Consider the following 20,659-nt stretch of genomic DNA (forward strand, 5'->3'; position numbering starts at 1 on the left):
AATTTTTTTGTTTAGATTTAGCAATTAAAGAACAGACTTGCCGTATAATTGTTTGCCTCTTTTTATTTCTTTCTGTTTATTTTATACGTGGGATGCTTTGTATCTTTGCCACGAAATGAAATGAGAATAACAATGGGAAAGAAAGAAGAATATAAAGAAAAGAATCTACGGTTTTTAGAAGAAGTGGCTACCGGTGAGGGAGTCGTCAAGCTCCCTTGTGGTGTGTTGTATAAGGAGATAGAGAAAGGGACCGGTGTGGTTTCACCGGAACTGACGGATGTCGTCTCTGTCCATTACCGTGGAACGCTGGCCAACGGACGCGAGTTTGATAATTCCTGGAAACGGGGATGTCCGGAGGCATTCCGCCTCAATCAGGTGATCGAAGGATGGCAGGAAGCGCTCCGGCGGATGCATGTGGGAGACCGTTGGATGATTTATATCCCGTATACATTAGGTTACGGGACACGTACATCCGGTCCGATCCCCGGTTATTCCACACTGCTGTTCGAAGTCGAACTGTTGGGGATTGCATAATTTTCCTTAAGGCTCTTTTTCAGTTTCCGATAGACATATATGAATGCCGGGACGAGGAAGAGGTCTGCTGCTATCCAGGCGGTCGGATCGCCAAAGCAAACAGCTAAGAATCCGAATATCGGTACGGCATAGATACTGACCAGCGTGCGTGCGATCATTTCGGAAACTCCGGAAAGCATCGCCAGATTGGTGTATCCTGCGCCTTGTATGGTGTAGCGCAGGATACAGAGCAGCCCTAAGATCGGAAAGAAATAGCAAGAAACGTGTAGGAAGAGTACCGTGTTTTTAAGTATTTCCGTTTCCGAAGCGTCTACGAACAGCAATGATATCTTGTCGGAGGCCGACATCAGTATTGTAAAAGTGAAGACGGCATAGATCATCATCAGCAGCGAGCTGGCTTTGATCCCCTGCCAGATGCGTTCGGGTTTTCTGGCTCCGTAGTTTTGCCCCGTATAGGTAGCCATCGCTATACCTAAGCTTTCAAAGGCACAGATAAAGAACATCTTGATTCTCATTGCTGCTGTGAATGCGGCTACACAAGCTGTTCCCAAAGCGTTATTGGCACTTTGGAGCAGGATGCTGCCGATTGCCGTAATGGAGAATTGAAGTCCCATAGGTACTCCGATGTATAAAAGATTTTTAGCCAGTGGAAAGCGGAATTTGCGGTCGTCAGCCGTCCCTTTCAGGACTGGAAAATGCTTGTACATATAAAAATAACAGAGAAGTGCCGACACACCTTGTGACACGACGGTGGCGATACCAGCTCCTAACACGCCCCATCCCAACACGAGGATACAGAACAGGTCGAGCACGATGTTCAATACGGTAGAGAACAGCAGGAACCAAAATGGTGTTTTACTATCGCCGAGTGCACGTATGATGCTGGACAGCAAGTTGTAGAAGAACGTACAAGGTACTCCGATAAACGTTACGAGCAGATAATAGTAAGCTCCGTGAAAAATATTTTCCGGAGTCTGCATACTTCTCAGGATATCTGCACAGTATACGCTTGTCAGAACCGCAATGACGATCGACATCAGGGCTGCCAGTTGTAAACTGACCGTCACGTACCGTCGCATTGTCTTGTAGTCTCTCGCCCCGAATTTCTGTGCCACCGGAATCCCGAACCCGCAACAACACCCGTTGCAAAATCCTAAAATCAGGAATACGACCGAAGTGCTTGCCCCGATTGCTGCCAGATCATTGATCCCTAAGAATTTTCCAACGATAGCGGCATCCACAAGCGAGTAGGTTTGTTGCAATATATTTCCAAGCAACAGGGGGAAGGTGAAATTGAGAATAAGCGGCAGGGGAGCACCCTCCGTCATTTCTTTAGTAGTAGTTGCCATAAATGTGATACCTAAACAATTTTGGGAGACAAAGATAGAGAAAAGGATGGGAAGTTGTTCCGATAAGCGTATACAGATAGCAAAAAAATAGCGATGAAACTTCAATGCCTCATCGCTATTTTTTTATTAAGCTTAATCGAGTTATTCTCCTTTTTCGATCTGTTCCTGTACGATCGCATCTACGACAGCGACAGTCGTCAGGTTCAGGATGTCACGCGTAGAACTTTCCACGTCGGTGAAGTGGATCGGTTTGTTCAAACCCATCTGGATCGGGCCGATCGTTTCGCTGATGCCGAGTGTGTCGAGCAACTTGTAAGCACTGTTGGCAGAACTCAGGTTTGGGAAGATCAGCGTGTTGACATCTTTGCCTTTCAACTTGTTGAACGGATACATGTCGTCACGCAGTTTCTTGTCCAGAGCGAAGTTGACCTGCATTTCTCCATCTACCATCATGTCCGGATAGTTTTTGTGCAGATAGTCGATCGCGTCGTGGACCTTCAGCGGGCTACCCTGCTTGTCGGAACCGAAGTTGGAGTAGGACAACATCGCCATAACCGGTTCGTGCGCGAAGAATTTCACAGCATCTTGAGTCAGGCGGGCGATATCGATCAGTACTTCTGTCGACGGATGGCGGTTGATCAGCGTGTCGGCAATAAAGAACGTACCTTTCTTGCAAGTCAGGATATTCAAAGCACCGAAATGTGTGTAAGACGGACGGATACCGATGATCTGCTCTGCCATTTTGGTCACTTCGGAATAGCGGCTGTAAACGCCTGTCACGAAAGCATCGGCATCGCCTGTCGCAACCATCATCATACCGAATGCGTTGCGGTCGACCATCTTTTCGCAGGCTTCCGCATACGTGACACCTTCGCGGGCTTTCTTCTCAGACAGGATCTTGGCATAACGATGGCGGCGTTCTGTCTCGCGGTCGTGACGAAGGTTGACGATTTCGATCCCTTCGAGGCTGATATTTTCTTCGGCTGCGATCTTTTGCAGGCGTTCTTCGTTGCCTAAAAGGATAGGGATGCAGATACCTTCGGCTTTCGCTTCGGCAGCGGCTTTCAGCATATTGCCGTGGTTGGCTTCTGCAAATACCACCCGTTTCGGGTTGGCTTTAGCCATATCGGTGAACGAACGGAGCAGCTTGTTGTCATATCCCATCATTTCGCGCAAGTGGTTGGCATATCCTTCCCAGTCGGTGATCGTCCGGCGGGATACGCCCGAGTCAATAGCTGCTTTGGCAACGGCACAGGAGACACGAGTCAGGAGTCGCGGGTCGAGCGCTTTCGGCAGGATGTAATCGCGTCCGAAAGTCGTCCGTTTCAGTTTGTAGGCAGCATTCACGACGTCGGGAACCGGTTCTTTGGCAAGTCCGGCGATTGCGTAAACGGCTGCTAATTTCATCTCTTCGTTGATTGCTTTGGCGTGTGTGTCCAATGCGCCGCGGAAAATATAAGGGAATCCTAATACATTATTGATCTGGTTCGGATAGTCGGAACGGCCTGTGGCAAAAATAATATCGTCGCGTGAGGCCATTGCATCGGCATACGAGATTTCCGGATTTGGGTTGGCCAAAGCGAACACGATCGGGTTCGTATTCATGGAGCGGACCATATCTTGAGTCAACACATTGGCGACCGATAATCCTAAGAACACGTCAGCTCCGACGACGGCTTCCGTCAATGTCTTGATGTCGCGGTCGGTAGCGAAGAATTTCTTGGATTCGTTCAAGTCCGTGCGATGTGTGGAGATAACCCCTTTGCTGTCGCACATGATGATGTTTTCCTTCCTTGCCCCCAACATTATATATAGTTTCGTGCAAGAGATGGAAGCGGCTCCGGCGCCATTCACCACGATCTTCACGTCCTCGATCTTCTTCCCTGCGATCTCCAGCGCGTTGATCAAGCCTGCGCCGGAGATGATAGCTGTCCCGTGCTGGTCGTCGTGCATGACTGGAATATCCAGTTCTTCTTTCAGGCGTGTTTCGATCTTGAAACATTCGGGAGCTTTGATATCTTCAAGGTTGATGCCTCCGAAAGTGGGTGCGATGGCCTTTACCGTTTCGATAAATTTGTCAGGGTCTTTCTCGTTCACTTCGATATCGAATACGTCGATACCTGCAAAGATCTTGAACAACAGTCCTTTTCCTTCCATCACCGGCTTGCCGGCCAACGGACCGATATCTCCTAATCCTAATACGGCGGTACCATTCGAAATAACGGCAACCAAGTTTCCTTTAGAAGTATATTTGTAAGCATCCAACGGATTCTTTTCGATTTCCAGACAGGGTTCGGCAACGCCGGGCGAATAAGCCAGCGACAAATCCATCTGGGTACTATAGGGCTTGGTGGGAACGACTTCTATCTTTCCCGGCTTGCCTTCCGCATGATAGCGAAGTGCTTCTTCTTTAGTGATCTTAGCCATAGATTATTTTATAGTTTTTAATTTGTTGTTTGTCTTTCGAAAATTGCACACAAAAGTAACAAATTATTATGAATATGGTGTCGGTCGCTTACATTTAGTTGCTCGAATTTTGTGTGTTTGCTGGTCTCGGCTATTTGTTTTATCTTCGCACCTTTAATTTAATAGGGGGGAATGTGAAACAGACAATGGCTAAATATATGAAATGGCTGCTGCCGGCACTTTTTATAGTGTACTACAGTAGTATTTCTTTATTTATGCACGTCCATGTCGAGAATGGCACGACGATTGTCCATTCGCATCCATTCGAGAGAGCGGCAGACGGCACCTACCATCATCACTCGTCTCTTTCGGAAATCCAGTTGTTCCATTTGCTGACGACTGTTCATGTGCAGGATGGAGCCATCCATTCGCTGCTTCTACAAATTTATGTTACACCGAATTATAAAATAATTGATAATCCGGTCTATCCGGATTATTTGGTCCCTGTCTTAGGGAAACTGTCTCTCCGCGCTCCTCCTTTTGTCTGATAAAATAGCGTCTGTCCGTTAGTGGAGTATCAAAAAGCTTTCACCTTCTGAAAGATAGTAAAAATAAAGTTTCAGTTTGTTTCATATAGGTGAAACTTTATTTTCCCTGGTAGGAAACTTTATTTTCCATTGCATGAAACAAAATTTTCGTGCAATGGAAACAGCTGTTGTCTGCAAGGCTTTCCAGCGGCAGATGCATAAGGTGTGTATTTGTTTTTTAATCATTATTTTATCAAAACAAACGAAATGAATAAAATTATTATACTTATACTGTGTCTGTGCTGTGCCTTTACGATCGCGCGGGCGGAGGAGGGTCCTGCCTTGAATCCATCGGACGCGAACATTGTCGGTCATGTGGTGGACCGGAAAACCGGCGAACATTTGTCCTTTATTACGATCTTTTTGAAAGGGACGACTATCGGGACTTCGACTGACGGCACGGGGCATTATTATCTGAAGAACCTGCCGGAAGGAGAGTTTACGGTCGTGATGAAGACGATGGGCTATAAAACGATCGAGACGCCCGTGATGTTGAAAAAAGGTAGGACGCTGGAAATTAACTTTGAGGTGGAAGAAGAAGCCTTGTCTTTGGATGGAGTCGTGGTTTCGGCCAACCGGAACGAGACGACTCGGCGTATGGCTCCGTCGCTTGTGAACGTGCTGGATTCGAAAATGTTCGAGACGACGCATGCCACTTCGCTTGCCGACGGGCTGAACTTCCAGCCGGGCGTGCGGGTGGAAAACAATTGCCAGAACTGCGGTTTCCAACAGGTGCGTATCAATGGACTGGAAGGTCCTTACACGCAGATATTGGTGGATAGTCGTCCCATATTCAGTGCACTGACGGGTGTGTACGGCCTCGAACAGATTCCGGCCAATATGATCGAGCGTGTCGAGATCATGCGTGGTGGCGGTTCCGCTCTTTTTGGTTCTTCGGCGATTGCAGGTACGATCAATATCATTACAAAAGAGCCTTTGCGCAACTCAGCCCAGATTGCCCATTCGCTGACGATGATCGGAGGAAGTCGCCCGGACAATAACACGACCTTGAATGCTTCTTTGGTGACAGACGACCATAAAGCCGGCATCTATCTTTTCGGACAGAGCCGTCATCGTTCAGCTTACGATCATGACGGAGACGGCTTCTCCGAACTTGGCCAGTTGGAAGCCCGAACAGTCGGTTTCCGTTCTTATCTGAAGACAAGCACCTATTCTAAACTGGGTTTCGAATATCATAATATAAGCGAATATCGTCGTGGTGGCGACCAGATTAACCGACCGCCTCATGAAGCGTGGGTGGCAGAACAGACAGATCACAGTATCAATGGCGGTGGTCTGAAGTTCGATCTGTTCTCCAAAGATTATAAACATCGCCTGAACGTCTATACTTCTGCGCAGCATACGAACCGGAAGAGTTATTACGGGACTAATCGTAATCCGGATGCATACGGGCATACGACGGACATGACGGTTGTTGCCGGTTCGCAGTATTCCTATTCGGTTGATAAATGTTTGTTTATGCCAGCAGAATTTACCGGCGGCCTGGAATATAATTTTGACGAGCTAAAGGACGAAATGTTAGGATATAATCGTATCGTGGACCAGACGGTTCATATCGGTAGCCTGTTTTTGCAGAACGAGTGGAAGAATGAGAAATGGAGCTTTCTGATCGGCGGTCGTTTCGACAAACATAATCTGATCGATCATCTGATCTTTAGTCCGCGTGCGAATGTCCGTTTCAATCCGACCGAGGACATCAATCTTCGTTTATCTTATTCGAGCGGTTTCCGTGCTCCGCAGGCGTTTGACGAAGATTTGCATGTGGCGGCCGTCGGTGGTGAAGTGGCGATTATCCAGCTTGCTGAGGACTTGAAAGAGGAGAAGTCCAAGAGTATCAGTGCCTCGGCAGATTTCTATCATCGTTTCGGTCCGGTTCAGTTGAACCTGTTGGTGGAAGGTTTTTATACGGATCTGAGCGATGTGTTCTTCTTGCAAGAAAAAGGGCATGACGATCAGGGAAACCTGATTATGGAACGTCGCAATAAGGATGGAGCCCGCGTGATGGGAGTCAATTTGGAAGGAAAGATGGCGTATGCCTGGCTGCAACTTCAGGCGGGTGCCACCATCCAGCGCAGCCGTTATAAAGAAGCCGTTACTTGGAGTGAGACAAACCCGGACCTGCCGGCACAGAAAAAAATGTTCCGTACGCCGGATGTGTACGGTTATTTTACCTCCACCTTTACTCCGGTCAAACGTCTGGCTATTTCTTTCACTGGTACTTATACGGGAACCATGCTGGTTCAACATCTGGCCGGCTATATTCCGGAAGACCGGGAAGAGAAAACGCCTGATTTCTTTGATTTGAATATGAAGGTCGCTTACGACTTTCCTTTGTATAAATCGGTGACTTTGCAGGTGAATGCCGGAGTACAAAACATATTAGAGGCCTATCAGAGTGATTTCGATCAAGGCAAGGACCGTGACTCCAAATATATCTACGGTCCCGGAATGCCGCGCAGTTATTTTGTGGGGTGTAAAATCAGCTATTAAACGGTGAAAAAAGAAAAGTCCGGTAAGGGTTTGGTGTCTTTACCGGACTTTTTTATTTCGATCATTTGTCAGAATCCCGTTGACGAATTTGTCCGCTGTATTTATTCCTATATTTTTCTTATGCCAGGCATAGATTGCTCGTGCTTCTTTTCTTGCTGTCCGATTCCATCTTTCCTCGTTGGAGATCGTGGATAAGCCTTTTGACATTCTTTTTTACCTTGGCAAAACTTTTGTTGTCAAGACCGGTAATTGGGTTGAACAGCCCGAGACGTTCTCCTTGTAAATTCAATGTATTATTCATATTTTTATTTATTTAGGTTTTGTAATGTTCAAAAATGTAGCTCTTTTTCAGCAGGAAAGAAATTATTTCATAGCAAATTGACTTGATGGGACCGTTAAAGCGTGGAGATAGTAGTACGGTGGCTGGTCAACTGTACTCAGCGGGGTGTTGCCCCCTCGAAGCTGGTATAGCTATGCCGGCTTCGGTAAAGTTGTTGGCGATTTCCATACCACCCGTACCTCTTATCACCCCAAGTTGCGATTGAGCGTTCTAAATTCTATAGACTTTTATTGATCTCGTCGATGTAATTAAGGATTTTATCCCTTCCTTCTTTCTTCTCGGAAGAGGAGAGGAGGATGGGGGGAAGTTCTTCCCATGATTCTAATAATTTCGTCTGGTAGACTTTCAGGTTTTCCTGCAAACGACCTTTACTGATTTTGTCGATCTTTGTGAAGATGAGAGAAAAGGGGATTTCGTTTTCCCCGAGCCATTCCATAAACTCCAAGTCGATCTTTTGCGGTTCGTGGCGACAGTCGATCAGGACAAACAGATTCGTGAGTTGTTCGCGTTCCAAGATATAATCTTCGATGATCCGTTGGATATTTTCGCGTCCCTCTTTTCCCCGCTGGGCAAAACCATAGCCAGGGAGATCGACCAAATACCATTGTCCGTTGATGAGGAAATGGTTGATAAGCAGCGTTTTTCCCGGTTTCTGCGAGGTCATGGCAAGCCCTTTTTTTCCAGTTAGCATATTAATAAGGGAGGATTTGCCAACATTGCTACGCCCGATAAAAGCGTATTCCGGCAGGTCACCTGTGGGACATTTTTTTACGTTTGTGTTACTGATAACAAATTCTGCACTTTTGATTTCCATTGAAACGGTGTTTTAAATAGACAATTGACAATTGACAATTGAATGTCTCTTGCCATCGTCGCTTGTCATGTGTTAATACTCTTTTTTCTAATTGTCAATTGTCCATTGCCAATTGAACTAAGCCACAATCCCCCAAACGTGATAGCCCCGTTTAGCATCAACATCTCATAGCCGAAAGCATATCCCGTATGCTGTTTCACTAAATAATCTGTCAGGAAACAGAGCAAAGGAGAGACGATACAAATGTAAGGAACAAATTTGTCACGAGGATGTTTTTTTGTAAATAACCCGAATACAAAAAGGCCGAGTAGCGGACCGTATGTATAGGACGCGATCATATAAATGGCATCGATCACGCTCCGGTTATTGATTGCCTTAAATGCAAGTATGATGATAGCAAAAAGGATGGAGATCATTAAATGGACTACCAATCGGGTACGTTTGGCAGATTGTGCCTTTTCCTTTTCGACCCCTAAAATGTCAATGCAGAAAGAGGTCGTAAGGGCTGTCAAGGCAGAATCTGCACTGCTGAACGCTGCCGCGATGATACCGATTGTGAAGAAGATCAGGATCGAATGTCCCAATATGCCGGAGGTGCAGAACATTGGGAGGATATCGTCGTTCAATGCGGGCAGTTCGATCTGTTGCTGCGATGCAAGCGTCAGCAATAGGACGCCAAGCGAAAGGAACAAGAAATTAACCGGTGTGAAAGCAAAGCCATAAGTGTACATATTCTTTTGTGCGTCTTTCAAACTCTTGCAGGAAAGGTTTTTCTGCATCATGTCTTGATCGAGGCCGGTCATTACGATGGTGATAAAGATGCCGCTAAAAAACTGTTTCATGAAATGTTGTGTGCTGTACCAGTCTCCGAACTCGAAGATACGGAAGTGCTGGCTGGCTTGCAAGGTCTGCACCATGCCTGCAAAATCCAGTTGCATCTTGTCTTTCACCTGCCAGATAATTACGATTAGCATGGCGACTAGGCATAACGCCTGAAGTGTGTCTGTCCAGATGATTGTTTTGATACCACCCCGATAGGTGTAGAGCCAGACTAGGAAAATACTGATAACGACTGTTACGGCGAAAGATATGTTCCAGTACGCGAAAACATAATGTTGCAGGATCAACACAACTAAATAGAGCCTCGCCGCCGCCCCTACGATCTTGGACAGAAGGAAAAAGGAAGCCCCTGTTTTATAACTATGCTGCCCGATCCGGTCATCCAAATACGAATAGATGGAAGTTAGTTGCAGCTTATAATAAAGTGGTAGTAACACTTTGGCAATCAGTATATATCCAAAAAAGAACCCTAAAACCGTCTGCATATAGGTCATGTCTATGCTGCGTACCATCCCCGGAACAGAAACGAATGTGACACCTGAAAGCGATGTCCCGACCATTCCGATTGATACGATGTACCAAGGTGATTTACGGTTACCAAGGAAAAACGCTTCATTGCTTGAGCTCTTCCGCCCTGTGATCCAGGCAATCAGTAGAAGGATTCCGAAATAAGCGACTATAATAAAGAGGATGATATAGCTATTCATGATTTGTTCTTAATTTTAGGCAAAGATGCGGATAAAAAATGAAAACGATCTGTAATATTTCTCGATTCATCGGTGAAATTTTTGTTTTCGTAGGAAAATTTGGGCTTTTTGTATATTTTGTTTTGCGTATGTTATTAATTTCTTGTTCCTTTGTATCAGCTGGAGCTCGGGAGAGTCAAGGCGACCGGTTTACAAAACCGGAGACAAATAGGTAAACACAATAAAGAAGAAGGTGTGTCAAAATTCTCACCTTCTTTTTTATGCCCAAAGCCCCGACTTTCACAAGCTGGGGCTTTGTTATAACCTGAAGATTTTGTATCTTTAGGCATAAGAATTTATACTATGGCAAAGATACATTTTCGTCCTTACAATCCCAACCAAACAGTGCTTTTTCCTCAAAGAATAGATGAGGATATTGCAGATAACGATCCGGTGCGCATGGTTGACGCCCTGGTTGAGAGCCTGAATCTTGAAAGTTTCAGGAAGTTATATAAGGAATGCGGCCGCAGCCCTTACCATCCCAAGATGATGCTCAAGGTCATTCTGATGCCTACATGAACAACGTCTACTCCTGCCGGAAAATCGAAAAGCTCCTTCATCGTGACATTCATTATATCTGGCTTGCCGGATATGAGAAACCGGATTTCATTACCATCAACCGTTTCCGCAATCGGGTGAAGAAGGAAATCAACGAGGTGTTTACCCAAACCGTACTCCTTCTCTCTTCCAAAGGCTTCATCAGCCTGAACGTGGAATACATTGACGGGACAAAGATTGAATCCAAAGCCAACAAGTATACTTTCGTTTGGCGAAAAACGGTTGAGCGGAACCGAGAGCGCCTGATGAAGAAGATACATGTCCTGCTAGGGCAGATAGACGATGTCATCGCCCAAGAAAAGTCTTCGGAAAGTAATGAGGAGGTTGAGTTCACTCCGGCCATGCTGACCGAAATGGCGGGAGAATTACGTCATGTGCTGGAACAGGTTCCCGAGCCTTCCACCAAGGAGGAAAAGACTGAGCTGAAAAAGAGACGCAAACAGCTGAAGGAGCTGGAAGAACATAGGGACAAACTCCAGGAATACGACAGTCATCTGGACACGCTGCAAGAAAGGAATTCCTATTCCAAGACGGACAAGGACGCAACTTTCATGAGAATGAAGGAGGATGCCATGCGTAACGGGCAGACGAAGCCCGGTTACAACCTTCAGATCGGCACCGAGAACCAGTTCATCACCGATTTTGCACTCTTCCCGAACCCTACGGATACACTGACCATGATCCCTTTCCTGCAATCTTTTTCAAACAGGTATGACCGGATGGCTCATACGGTGGTTGCCGATTCCGGCTATGGTTCCGAGGAGAACTACCGCTTCATGTCAGAGAACGGCATGGAAGCTTACGTCAAATATAACTATTTCCACATGGAGCAGCGGCCGAGATTCAAACCGGATCCGTTCAAGGCAGAAAACTTCTACTACAATGAAGAACATGACTTTTGCATCTGCCCTATGGGACAAAGGATGCGGAGGATAGGTACTAGACATGTGAAAACCGCATCCGGATATGTCAGCGAAAATGCCAGGTACAGAGCCGTCAGATGTGAAGGCTGTCCGCTAAGATGCCGTTGTTTTAAAGCAAAAGGAAACAGGACGATAGAACTGAATCACAGGCTCAGAAAATACAGGCAAAAAGCCAAAGAGCAGCTCTGCTCCGAGGAAGGGCTGAAACACAGAGGACAGAGATGCATAGAACCGGAAGCCGTGTTCGGACAAATGAAAAACAATATGAATTACAAACGTTTCCGCCATTTTGGAAAGGACAAGGTCTTCATGGACTTTTCCTTCTTTGCCATTGCCTTCAATATAAAAAAGATATGTGCAAAAATGGCTAAAGAAGGTATGGATTGGCTGACTGGACTGTTTTATGAGCTTACAGTAGCTATATTTAGATGCTGCGAACACATAAATCGAAGAAATCCTCAAAATATCGCAGCTTAAAAAAATGAGCCGATTTTTATAGTCAACGAAAAAAAAGAAGGCGCATCGGGTATTACGACACACCTTCTTTGATTTATGTGTCGATGATAAATCATAAATCTGAAATCCCTCAATATCGTTTTTCAATAGAAGCTCCAGAAAAGTAATGGGAGAGAATCTGCCGGTAATCATATCCTTCGCCTGCCATCATGGCGGCCCCGATCTGGCATAGCCCTACGCCATGTCCCCAACCGGCGCCGGTCAGGACGAAACGTCCGGGGATATCGAATTGTATATCTTCTTTGTCCACGACAAAAGCCGAGCTGTACAGATGTGTTTTGGACAAGGTCCGGCGTATCTCCAATTCTTTGCCGATGGTAAAGGTCCGATGTGTCCCGACAATCTTCAGCATTTCAATACGGCCGGAAGTTCCTCGGTTGACGGGAACCAAATCCAGAATCTGACCGAAATCAATACCGCTTTTACGATGGATCAGTTCGGCTAATTCTTCCTGTTTGTAGAATACTTTCCAGCGATAAAAATCTGTCGTCTCCTGATCGTAGTTGTTCAACACTTGGCAGAGGATCTTTTTGTCGGCTGTATTGCAAAAAGCGTTAGGAGCAGAGTGAATCCATTTCCGGGCCTCTTCTTCCTGAGTGAGGTCCGGAAAAGTTGTTTCCCGACTGTCCCTCAATGCTGTCAGGTAAGAATGGGGGATCGGTTCCCAGCAATGTTCGAACTGTTCCGTCACACCTCCGCAACATTTGGAAAAGCGGGCATCGCAGATCGTTTCGCCATTCACCAGTATTTCTCCCCTTGTCTCGTGGATCACCTCTTGGACGATCGGGTTGGAAGCACGGGTAATTCCTTGGTAGCGCTGACAATGGTCGTCGGCACAGACATCGAAAATGTTATGGTCTTCGCGGTCGTACCAGCGTATCAGTTGCTCGTTATCCCGGTAACAGTTTTGCTGCTTCTCCTCTTTCCTTCCCAGGCGGAAGTTCTTTTCGATCTGTGCGAGCAGCCAGCTGCGTGAAATGACGGCATGTGCCTTTAACAGTTCCTTCGAAGCCTGCGCGCTCATTTCCGAAGAAATGACGCTGGTCAGATATTCTTCCACATCCACTTGGTTGATGACTACAATTCCATTTTCGCCAGTCACCAGGTTGAAAGCCCCTTTGAAACATTGGTCTTCTTGCCGTTGCCAATGGAAGTTACGGCCTATGGTGACTGCCTTCAATTCGAAAGACGAGGAAGGGGAAGCCGGTTCAAAGAATATTTCTTTAAACAACCTCCCGTTGTAAACGATATTGCCGTTTACAAATAACGCACGTTGTTCCCCAGTCAGGAACTTTCCGGTTTCCGTATGTACATACTCTCCATGAAATACAAACGAAACGGCCTTTTCCGTCATAATGCCGACGTTGACTACTGGTGCTTCCAATGCTTTTATGATTTATGATTTCAGATTTATGATTTATCATCGACGCATAATTCATAAATCTGAAATTATTATTATTATTTTTCTTCCTTTGCTTTTAACGAACTAATTGCCAAGTAGGCGATTAGCAGGATGTACATCACGATGGCCAGTACCCCGGCTGAATTACTTTCCATCCATTTGATATCGACTAGGTTGATGCCGGCGAAACGCATGGCTGCGCTGACGACTCCCATCAAGGCTCCGCCTGCGATGAAACCGGATGCCAGTAGAGTTCCTTTTTCCAGGCGTACACTGTTCAGAGCTTGGTCTTTGCTACGGCTTCCTACATACCAGCTGATGGCGCCTCCGATCAGCAACGGCGTGTTCAACTCCAGCGGAATGAACATGCCTAATGCAAATGCCAATGCCGGAATTTTACAGAAGTTTAGGATGATGGCCAGTACGGCTCCTATGGCATACAGTGCCCAGGGAGCACCCGAGCCACTCATCAATGGCTCGATAACCGCCGCCATTGCATTGGCTTGCGGAGCGGCGAGTTGCCCGCTTGTGAAACCGTATGTCTGATTCAGGATCAGGATTACACCGCCTACAGTTGCTGCCGATACCAGGGTTCCGAGGAATTTCCAACTTTCCTGCTTGGCTGGTGTGCTGCCGATCCAATATCCGATCTTCAGGTCTGTGATAAAACCGCCGGCCATGGAAAGCGCCGTGCATACCACACCTCCTATAATCAGTGCCGATACCATGCCGGCTGTCCCTTTCAGCCCGACGGCAACCAGAATAATAGATGCCAAGATCAAGGTCATCAATGTCATGCCTGATACGGGATTGGTCCCGACGATGGCAATCGCATTGGCGGCAACGGTTGTGAAAAGGAAAGCGATTATACCGACGATCAACAGCCCGATCAACGCGTAGTACCAGTTGTCCAGCACGCCGAAGTGAAAAAACAGGTACGTCACGATCAACGTTGCGAAGATGCCGATAGCGATCACTTTCATCGAAAGGTCTTTCTGTGTACGGATCTCTTCCGTATGCACGGTTCCCGTTTTTCCTTTCAGCTCTTTGGCTGCCAACCCTACGGCTCCTTTGATGATCCCCCATGAATTGATGATCCCGATCACACCGGCAGTCGCAATGCCTCCGATACCGATGTGGCGGGCGTAGGTGGTGAAAATCTCTTCCGCACTCATGCTTCCTACTGTCTGCGTAATGGCGTCATTGCCGAATGTCAGTACTTCGGAGCCGAAAATGGCAGACATCAACGGGATGATTACCAACCATACCAGGAATGAGCCGGCACAGATAATGGCCGAATATTTCAATCCGATGATATAGCCTAAACCCAACACTGCTGCACCGGTATTCACCTTGAACACGACTTTTGCCTTGTCAGCCAGCATCTCGCCGACACCGACGATGCGCGTGCTGACTGTCTCGCTCCACCAGCCGAAAGTCGCGATGATGAAGTCGTACAGACCTCCGACCAGACCCGCATAGATAAGCGGCTTTGCCTGGTTGCCTCCCTTCTCGCCGGACACCAATACCTGTGTGGTAGCAGTCGCTTCCGGGAATGGATATTTGCCGTGCATGGTCGATACGAAATACTTCCGGAACGGGATCAGGAGCAGGATACCGAGGATGCCGCCCAGGAGCGAACTCATGAATACTTCGAAGAAATTGATCGTAATCTCTGGATACTTGTCCTGCAAGATGTAAAGGGCGGGTAGCGTAAATATGGCGCCTGCCACGATCACGCCGCTGTTTGCCCCGATGGACTGGATAATGACATTTTCGCCCAGCGCGTTTTTACGTTTGAACCCGCTGGATAATCCGACTGCTATGATCGCGATCGGGATGGCGGCTTCGAATACCTGTCCAACTTTCAGTCCGAGGAAAGCCGCTGCCGCACTGAACAGGACGGCCATGACGAGTCCCCAGAATACGGACCAAGGGGTTACTTCCCGATACTGTTTGTCGGGCGATAGGATGGGTTTATATACCTCACCTTCTTTCAGTTCTCTGTAGGCGTTTTCCGGTAGCCCGCTCACCTTTTCTTCATCTTTTTTCTTCACGGTGTTTATATTTAGTTAGAATTATCGGATATATCATCGCAAAGCTACATTATTTCTTGGTAAGAAACAAGTGCATTGTTTATGAGGAAGTAGCTGCCGGTATAGGAACATTTGACGGTAGAATTTCATCTTATAAGTTGTCCGCTTGGTGGCGGACGATCGTTTGCCACCAAGCGGACAACTTATGCAATATAGAGAAAAAGCCAATATATAAGGGAGATTTTACTTATCTTTGCAGTGGAAGAAGATAAACAAACGAATGAATCAAAAATATCCATCAGTCTTATTGGAAAATGCAGTGAACGAATTGTCGTCATTGCCGGGAGTGGGGCGGAAAACAGCACTCAGGCTGGCGCTCCATATGCTTCGCCGTGATGTCGGTTACACGGAAGGGTTTGCGTCCGCGCTGTTGGCACTTCGTCGTGATGTCAAATATTGTAAGGTCTGCCATAATATATGCGACGATGACGTGTGTGCTATCTGTGTTGACTGCCAGCGTGATCATTCTACGGTCTGCGTGGTCGAGAATATCAAGGAAGTGATGGCGATCGAAAACACGGGGCAGTTCCGCGGTGTTTATCATGTCTTGGGCGGTATTATTTCGCCGATGGACGGGATAGGTCCAGGTGATTTGCAGATCGACAGCTTGGTACAGCGGGTTGCCGGAGGAGAAGTGAAGGAAGTCGTTCTGGCACTCAGTACGACGATGGAGGGCGACACGACGAATTTTTTCATCTACCGCAAGCTCTCTTCCTATGATGTGAAGATATCGGTTATCGCCCGCGGTGTCTCTATTGGCGACGAAATCGAATATGCCGATGAGATAACGTTGGGGCGTTCCATCGTGAACCGCACCAGCTTCAACGACTCCATCAAACTATAACAGAGTTATAATTTAAGATTTACGCAGCATTGATAAATCATAAATCCCCATGAAACTCTCAATTATAATTGTCAACTACAACGTAAAATATTTTCTCGAACAGTGTCTCTGTTCCGTGCGTGCTGCCATAGCAGGGATGGAGGCGGAAGTACTGGTTGTCGATAATCATTCGGCCGACGGTTCGGTCGAATATCTTCGCCCGCGTTTTCCGGAAGTCACTTTTATCGAGAATAAGGATAATCCGGGGTTTGCCAAAGCGAATAACCAGGCGATCCGGATCAGTCGCGGAGAATATGTCCTTCTGCTGAACCCCGATACTGTGATAGGCGAAGAAAGCGTGCGTTCTCTTTGTTTCTTTATGGACGAACACCCGGAGGCGGGAGGAATCGGGGTGAAGATGTTGGACGGGCACGGTGTTTTCTTGGCGGAGAGTAAACGGAGTTTTCCCTCTCCTTGGGTGTCTTTCTGCAAGATATTCGGATTGTCGAAATTGTTTCCTTCTTCACGCCTGTTTGCCCGTTACAGCCTGCCGTATTTGAATAAGGAGAAGCAGCATAAGGTCGAAGTTCTGGCGGGCGCTTTCATGTTTCTTCGCCGTAAGGCGCTAGATAAAGTGGGACTGTTGGATGAGTCTTTCTTTATGTATGGCGAAGATATCGATCTGTCTTACCGGATCGTGCAGGGAGGCTATGTGAATTATTATATTCCTGAACGTATCCTTCATTATAAAGGAGAGAGCACGAAGCATGGCGATATCAAATATGTGAAAGCCTTTTATGGGGCCATGCTGATATTCTACCGGAAATATTATCCGCATTCCGGTTGGCTGATGAGCATGCTCATCCGTTTGGCTGTTCTGTTGAAAGCATCCCTTTCCGTTGCCGGCGGTATGTTGGGGTTGAAGCGAAAACCCCGGGCGAAACATCGTCGCCTACTGGTGCTTTGTCGGGAAGAAGAGTTTGAAAAGGTGAAAGCAGCCTGTGTGAAACGGATGCCAGATCTGGAATATGTCAATCTTTGGAATCTGAATGAAGAGCGTGTGATGGATGCTATCTGTCGTCGCAATCAGATGAAGCGCTTTACCGATTTGGTATTCTGCTACCCGGATGCCCGTTTCGAGCAGATGCTTTTATTGATGGACAAGGTGGCCGATAAAAGGATCAACTATCATATAGTTATTAATGGAGAATTGATAATTGACAATTGAAAATTGCGTTGAGCGATTTCTCATTGTTAATTGTCAATTGTTAATTGTCAATAAAAAATGAACTTACTTCAAAACAAGACAGTCTGCCTTCGCGCCCCGGAACCGGAAGATTTGGAATTGCTCTATTCGTGGGAAAATAATCCCGAATGGTGGGAGATTGGGAACACGTTGGCGCCTTATTCCCGCTATCTGTTGAAAGAATATATAGCAGAATCTCACCGGGGTATATTTGATTTGAAGCAATTGCGCCTGATGATCGACCTTTGTTCCACGGGCGCAACGGTCGGTATGCTGGATTTGTATGATTTCGATCCGCATCATCGCAGGGCGGGAGTCGGCATACTGGTCGATCCGCTTTACCAGAAGAACGGACTGGCGACAGAAGCGCTGGAGTTATTGGCCGAATATGCTTTTTCTTATTTGAAGTTGCATCAACTCTTTGTGCATATCCCGATAGGTAACGAACCCAGCAAAGCCCTTTTTGCCCGTTGCGGCTTTACCGTGACAGGTATACTGACAGACTGGATAACGACTAAAGATGGTTATTCGGACGTCTTGACGATGCAGAAAATCAATGAGAGGAATTTGTGATTTATAATTTATTATCGACATGTAAATCATAAATCATTAGTTCAGCGAGGGTTCTTTCGGGTATTTGGTCCACGTTTCATATTGGCTTCCGAGCGATTCGAGCGATTTTTTCCAGAAGCCTTCACCTTCGGCAAGTAGCACATTCCGGTTGGATGCATGACTTACGACCCATGAATTTTGATCTATTTCATTGTGCAGTTGTCCTTCCTGCCACCCGGAGTAGCCTAAGAAAAATTTCACTTTCCCGTCGACAGGGTGTCCGTTCTGGATATAATGTATCAATGCGCTGAAATCGCCGTCGAAATAGAGGTGATCGTTTATCTTAAGGGAGTTAGGGATGATTAGATCTCCTAAAGAATGAATGAAGAACAGGCGGTTGGCACTGACTGGACCGCCTAAATAGATCGGCATTTCCGGAAATCCCTGTAAATCGGCAAAAAAGGTGTTGACTGATAGCTCTGTTTTCTTGTTTAATACAAAGCCCATCGAACCCTCCTGAGTATGTTCTACCAATAGTACGACGGAACGTTGGAAGTAGGCGTCTTGTAAAAAAGGTTCTGATATCAAGATGCTTCCTTGGGCCGGAAGCACGTCATTATGAGTTATCTTGAATATGTTGTTATACATTGCCATGACAGAAGATACTTGCTGGTTAATAAAACAGCGACAATATATAGCTTTTGGTTTAAACAAACAAATGAAAAGCCGAGCTTTCATGTTAATGAGTCATAAATAAAAGCCCGGCCTGTGTTAATTATGCGGTGTGATTCTCTTTGAATAGCTTCAGGCGCTCTTCGAGAAGGGCATATTGATGCGGTTTGATAAAAGATGTACAAGCGCGTAGGCCTTCTTGGTTACTACCTGTCGTGCTTAATGAAATGGCGCTTACACCGTAATAAATAAGTTCTTCCATCAGTTCTCCTCCTGTCATTCCCGGATAGGCGATCGTGAAATAAAATCCGTCTGCGATCGGTTCGTCTAGGTCATGGTCGTAGACGATCCGGAAACCATAATCGGTAAAGATCTTTTTTAATCTTTCTGCTCGGCGTCCGTATTCTTTTACTTCCGAAATAAAATCGAACGTTCCGTCTGCCGCAGCTTTGAACATGGCTGCCAATGCGAACTGCGCCGAATGGCTCGTGCCGGACGACAGGGCATATAATACGCGGTGAATGTATACGGTTCCGAACGTTCCTCCTCCGTAGCGCTGTGTCAGTCCGGGATAGGCTCGGTGATACAGTTTGTCGGAGATTGCCGTGACGCCGATGCGCTGGCCGGCATAGCTGAATGCTTTTGAACCTGAAATTTGTAAAATGTAATTATCCGTATAACGGGCAACGGTTGCCTGGAAAGGCGCTTCAAACGGCTTGCCCAACGGTTTCCGGAAGTCCATAGCGAAGTAGGCCAGGTCTTCGATCACGATCGTGTCATATTTGTTTGCCATGTCTCCGATGATCTTCAGCTCTTCTTCCGTCAGGCAGAACCAGGCCGGATTGTTGGGATTGGAGTAGATCATGGCTGCGATGTTGCCTTTGGAGAGATATTGTTCCAGTATGTCCCGGAGTTTTTCGCCCCGGTATTCGTACACGTCGAACGATTCGTATCTATAGCCCATGACTGTGATCTGCTGCTTCTGGACAGGGAACCCCGGATCGATAAAGAGAATCGTGTCCTTTTCCGGCGTACATTGTCCGCAAACGAGAAACGATGCGTATGTCCCCTGCATGGAGCCGGTTACGGGAACGCAGCCTTCCGGCGCAATATCGATATCGATAAATGCCTTGATAAAACGAGATGCTTCCGCTTTTACATCGGATGTGCCATTGATATTCGGATAGATAGAGGCGACGCCATCTTGAAGAGCTTTGATCTCGGCATCGACACCGACTTGGGCTGCTTTCAGTCCGGGAACACCCATTTCCATATGGATAAATTCTGTTTTAGTCTCTTGTTCAAGTTGTGTGGATATGGCAACGACCTCGCGGATCGTCGCTTTCCCGAAATCGGGAAGTCCGTAGCCATCTATAATCTTTCTGGCTGTCTGATAATCTACCGGAGTATTCTTCATGATTGTTATTATTTATATGAAAGGCAAAAGTAGAAAAATAATCTATCCGACGTAAATTTTTGCCGTGAAACTATTGCAAGATTCAAAATAATATATACCTTTGCATCGCAATCGAGAGAGATTGCAGGATAAAAGTTATGGTTCGGTAGTTCAGCTGGTTAGAATACATGCCTGTCACGCATGGGGTCGCGGGTTCGAGTCCCGTCCGGACCGCCAGAAACAAAAGTCTTTGGTTCATTGTGAATCAAAGACTTTTTTATTTTAATCCAAGGGGTCGAGATTCTGTTGAAAATGATTTGCACCTGCCCAAAAATGAAACCTTTCAGG

The 20,659-nt window shown here is 46.5% G+C and carries 15 protein-coding genes, 1 tRNA gene and 1 pseudogene; 8 read left to right on the forward strand and 9 right to left on the reverse strand.

All coding sequences use genetic code 11. From position 1 onward, the window contains the following. Nucleotides 1-132: 132 nt before the first annotated feature. Nucleotides 133-534 carry an FKBP-type peptidyl-prolyl cis-trans isomerase gene (locus tag NQ542_RS03920; protein WP_005639328.1) on the forward strand — a complete coding sequence of 134 codons (402 nt, stop codon included), beginning with the start codon at nucleotides 133-135 and terminating at the stop codon, nucleotides 532-534. On the opposite strand, the gene NQ542_RS03925 is transcribed toward NQ542_RS03920, so the two are convergent. Both NQ542_RS03925 and NQ542_RS03930 read right to left on the reverse strand, forming a co-directional pair. Further along, nucleotides 489-1,883, reverse strand: coding sequence for an MATE family efflux transporter (locus tag NQ542_RS03925; RefSeq protein ID WP_005639330.1), 1,395 nt, complete (start codon nucleotides 1,881-1,883; stop codon nucleotides 489-491). The genes NQ542_RS03920 and NQ542_RS03925 overlap by 46 nt on opposite strands. A gap of 141 nt (nucleotides 1,884-2,024) precedes the next feature. Next, on the reverse strand, nucleotides 2,025-4,310 hold the full coding sequence (locus NQ542_RS03930; protein WP_005639332.1) for an NADP-dependent malic enzyme: 2,286 nt from the start codon (nucleotides 4,308-4,310) through the stop codon (nucleotides 2,025-2,027). A 173-nt stretch (nucleotides 4,311-4,483) separates the two neighbouring features. On the opposite strand from NQ542_RS03930, the gene NQ542_RS03935 reads away from it, so the two are divergent. Continuing rightward, entirely contained in the window at nucleotides 4,484-4,837 is a 354-nt protein-coding gene (locus NQ542_RS03935) for a hypothetical protein (RefSeq protein WP_005649948.1), read from the forward strand. Between the two features lie 246 nt (nucleotides 4,838-5,083). Continuing rightward, entirely contained in the window at nucleotides 5,084-7,387 is a 2,304-nt protein-coding gene (locus tag NQ542_RS03940; RefSeq protein WP_005639339.1) for a TonB-dependent receptor, read from the forward strand. A 118-nt stretch (nucleotides 7,388-7,505) separates the two neighbouring features. Here the strand turns inward: NQ542_RS03940 and NQ542_RS03945 are convergent, their stop codons facing one another. From NQ542_RS03945 to NQ542_RS03955, 3 genes are all read right to left on the reverse strand, one after another. Beyond that, the gene (locus tag NQ542_RS03945) at nucleotides 7,506-7,688 is read right to left on the reverse strand and encodes a hypothetical protein (RefSeq protein ID WP_005639343.1); all 183 of its coding nucleotides are present in this window, start codon (nucleotides 7,686-7,688) and stop codon (nucleotides 7,506-7,508) included. Nucleotides 7,689-7,944: 256 nt separating this feature from the next. After that, entirely contained in the window at nucleotides 7,945-8,541 is a 597-nt protein-coding gene (yihA, locus tag NQ542_RS03950) for a ribosome biogenesis GTP-binding protein YihA/YsxC (RefSeq protein WP_005639345.1), read from the reverse strand. Nucleotides 8,542-8,606: 65 nt separating this feature from the next. Beyond that, the gene (locus tag NQ542_RS03955; RefSeq protein WP_005639348.1) at nucleotides 8,607-10,088 is read right to left on the reverse strand and encodes a sodium:solute symporter; all 1,482 of its coding nucleotides are present in this window, start codon (nucleotides 10,086-10,088) and stop codon (nucleotides 8,607-8,609) included. A 342-nt stretch (nucleotides 10,089-10,430) separates the two neighbouring features. Here NQ542_RS03955 and NQ542_RS03960 point away from each other — a divergent pair. Continuing rightward, a pseudogene (locus NQ542_RS03960) lies at nucleotides 10,431-12,085 on the forward strand (IS1182 family transposase). A 109-nt stretch (nucleotides 12,086-12,194) separates the two neighbouring features. On the opposite strand, the gene NQ542_RS03965 reads toward NQ542_RS03960, so the two are convergent. Together NQ542_RS03965 and NQ542_RS03970 are read right to left on the reverse strand one after the other, a co-directional pair. Next, nucleotides 12,195-13,508 carry a SpoIID/LytB domain-containing protein gene (locus tag NQ542_RS03965; protein WP_005649941.1) on the reverse strand — a complete coding sequence of 438 codons (1,314 nt, stop codon included), beginning with the start codon at nucleotides 13,506-13,508 and terminating at the stop codon, nucleotides 12,195-12,197. 74 nt (nucleotides 13,509-13,582) lie between these two features. Next, nucleotides 13,583-15,583 (reverse strand): OPT family oligopeptide transporter, encoded by a 2,001-nt coding sequence (locus NQ542_RS03970; RefSeq protein ID WP_005639353.1) that lies wholly within the window; start codon nucleotides 15,581-15,583, stop codon nucleotides 13,583-13,585. A 259-nt stretch (nucleotides 15,584-15,842) separates the two neighbouring features. On the opposite strand from NQ542_RS03970, the gene recR reads away from it, so the two are divergent. Genes recR through NQ542_RS03985 form a run of 3 tightly spaced genes read left to right on the forward strand, consistent with a single transcriptional unit; the run spans nucleotide 15,843 to nucleotide 18,264 of the window. Further along, nucleotides 15,843-16,466 (forward strand): recombination mediator RecR, encoded by a 624-nt coding sequence (recR, locus tag NQ542_RS03975; RefSeq protein WP_005639355.1) that lies wholly within the window; start codon nucleotides 15,843-15,845, stop codon nucleotides 16,464-16,466. Nucleotides 16,467-16,515: 49 nt separating this feature from the next. Continuing rightward, nucleotides 16,516-17,673: a glycosyltransferase family 2 protein gene (locus tag NQ542_RS03980; RefSeq protein ID WP_005639356.1), complete on the forward strand. Its 1,158-nt coding sequence runs from the start codon at nucleotides 16,516-16,518 to the stop codon at nucleotides 17,671-17,673. A 57-nt stretch (nucleotides 17,674-17,730) separates the two neighbouring features. Beyond that, nucleotides 17,731-18,264, forward strand: a complete 534-nt coding sequence (locus NQ542_RS03985) for a GNAT family N-acetyltransferase (RefSeq protein ID WP_005639357.1) — start codon at nucleotides 17,731-17,733, stop codon at nucleotides 18,262-18,264. 36 nt (nucleotides 18,265-18,300) lie between these two features. Here NQ542_RS03985 and NQ542_RS03990 read toward each other — a convergent pair whose 3' ends face one another. Beyond that, nucleotides 18,301-18,897: a YqgE/AlgH family protein gene (locus NQ542_RS03990; RefSeq protein ID WP_005639358.1), complete on the reverse strand. Its 597-nt coding sequence runs from the start codon at nucleotides 18,895-18,897 to the stop codon at nucleotides 18,301-18,303. Between the two features lie 121 nt (nucleotides 18,898-19,018). Beyond that, nucleotides 19,019-20,332, reverse strand: coding sequence for an aminotransferase class I/II-fold pyridoxal phosphate-dependent enzyme (locus NQ542_RS03995; protein WP_005639359.1), 1,314 nt, complete (start codon nucleotides 20,330-20,332; stop codon nucleotides 19,019-19,021). 139 nt (nucleotides 20,333-20,471) lie between these two features. Here NQ542_RS03995 and NQ542_RS04000 point away from each other — a divergent pair. Continuing rightward, a tRNA-Asp gene (locus NQ542_RS04000) sits at nucleotides 20,472-20,548 on the forward strand. Nucleotides 20,549-20,659: the final 111 nt, after the last annotated feature.

Origin of the sequence: Parabacteroides merdae ATCC 43184 (assembly GCF_025151215.1) — a bacterium.
GTDB lineage: Bacteria > Bacteroidota > Bacteroidia > Bacteroidales > Tannerellaceae > Parabacteroides > Parabacteroides merdae.

Bases quoted from the DNA above. Each gene is read 5' to 3' on its own strand.
- NQ542_RS03920 (WP_005639328.1), top strand. From the start codon at position 133: ATGGGAAAGAAAGAAGAATATAAAGAAAAGAATCTACGGTTTTTAGAA.
- NQ542_RS03925 (WP_005639330.1), bottom strand. From the start codon at position 1,883: ATGGCAACTACTACTAAAGAAATGACGGAGGGTGCTCCCCTGCCGCTT.
- NQ542_RS03930 (WP_005639332.1), bottom strand. From the start codon at position 4,310: ATGGCTAAGATCACTAAAGAAGAAGCACTTCGCTATCATGCGGAAGGC.
- NQ542_RS03940 (WP_005639339.1), top strand. From the start codon at position 5,084: ATGAATAAAATTATTATACTTATACTGTGTCTGTGCTGTGCCTTTACG.
- NQ542_RS03945 (WP_005639343.1), bottom strand. From the start codon at position 7,688: ATGAATAATACATTGAATTTACAAGGAGAACGTCTCGGGCTGTTCAAC.
- yihA (WP_005639345.1), bottom strand. From the start codon at position 8,541: ATGGAAATCAAAAGTGCAGAATTTGTTATCAGTAACACAAACGTAAAA.
- NQ542_RS03955 (WP_005639348.1), bottom strand. From the start codon at position 10,088: ATGAATAGCTATATCATCCTCTTTATTATAGTCGCTTATTTCGGAATC.
- recR (WP_005639355.1), top strand. From the start codon at position 15,843: ATGAATCAAAAATATCCATCAGTCTTATTGGAAAATGCAGTGAACGAA.
- NQ542_RS03980 (WP_005639356.1), top strand. From the start codon at position 16,516: ATGAAACTCTCAATTATAATTGTCAACTACAACGTAAAATATTTTCTC.
- NQ542_RS03985 (WP_005639357.1), top strand. From the start codon at position 17,731: ATGAACTTACTTCAAAACAAGACAGTCTGCCTTCGCGCCCCGGAACCG.
- NQ542_RS03990 (WP_005639358.1), bottom strand. From the start codon at position 18,897: ATGGCAATGTATAACAACATATTCAAGATAACTCATAATGACGTGCTT.
- NQ542_RS03995 (WP_005639359.1), bottom strand. From the start codon at position 20,332: ATGAAGAATACTCCGGTAGATTATCAGACAGCCAGAAAGATTATAGAT.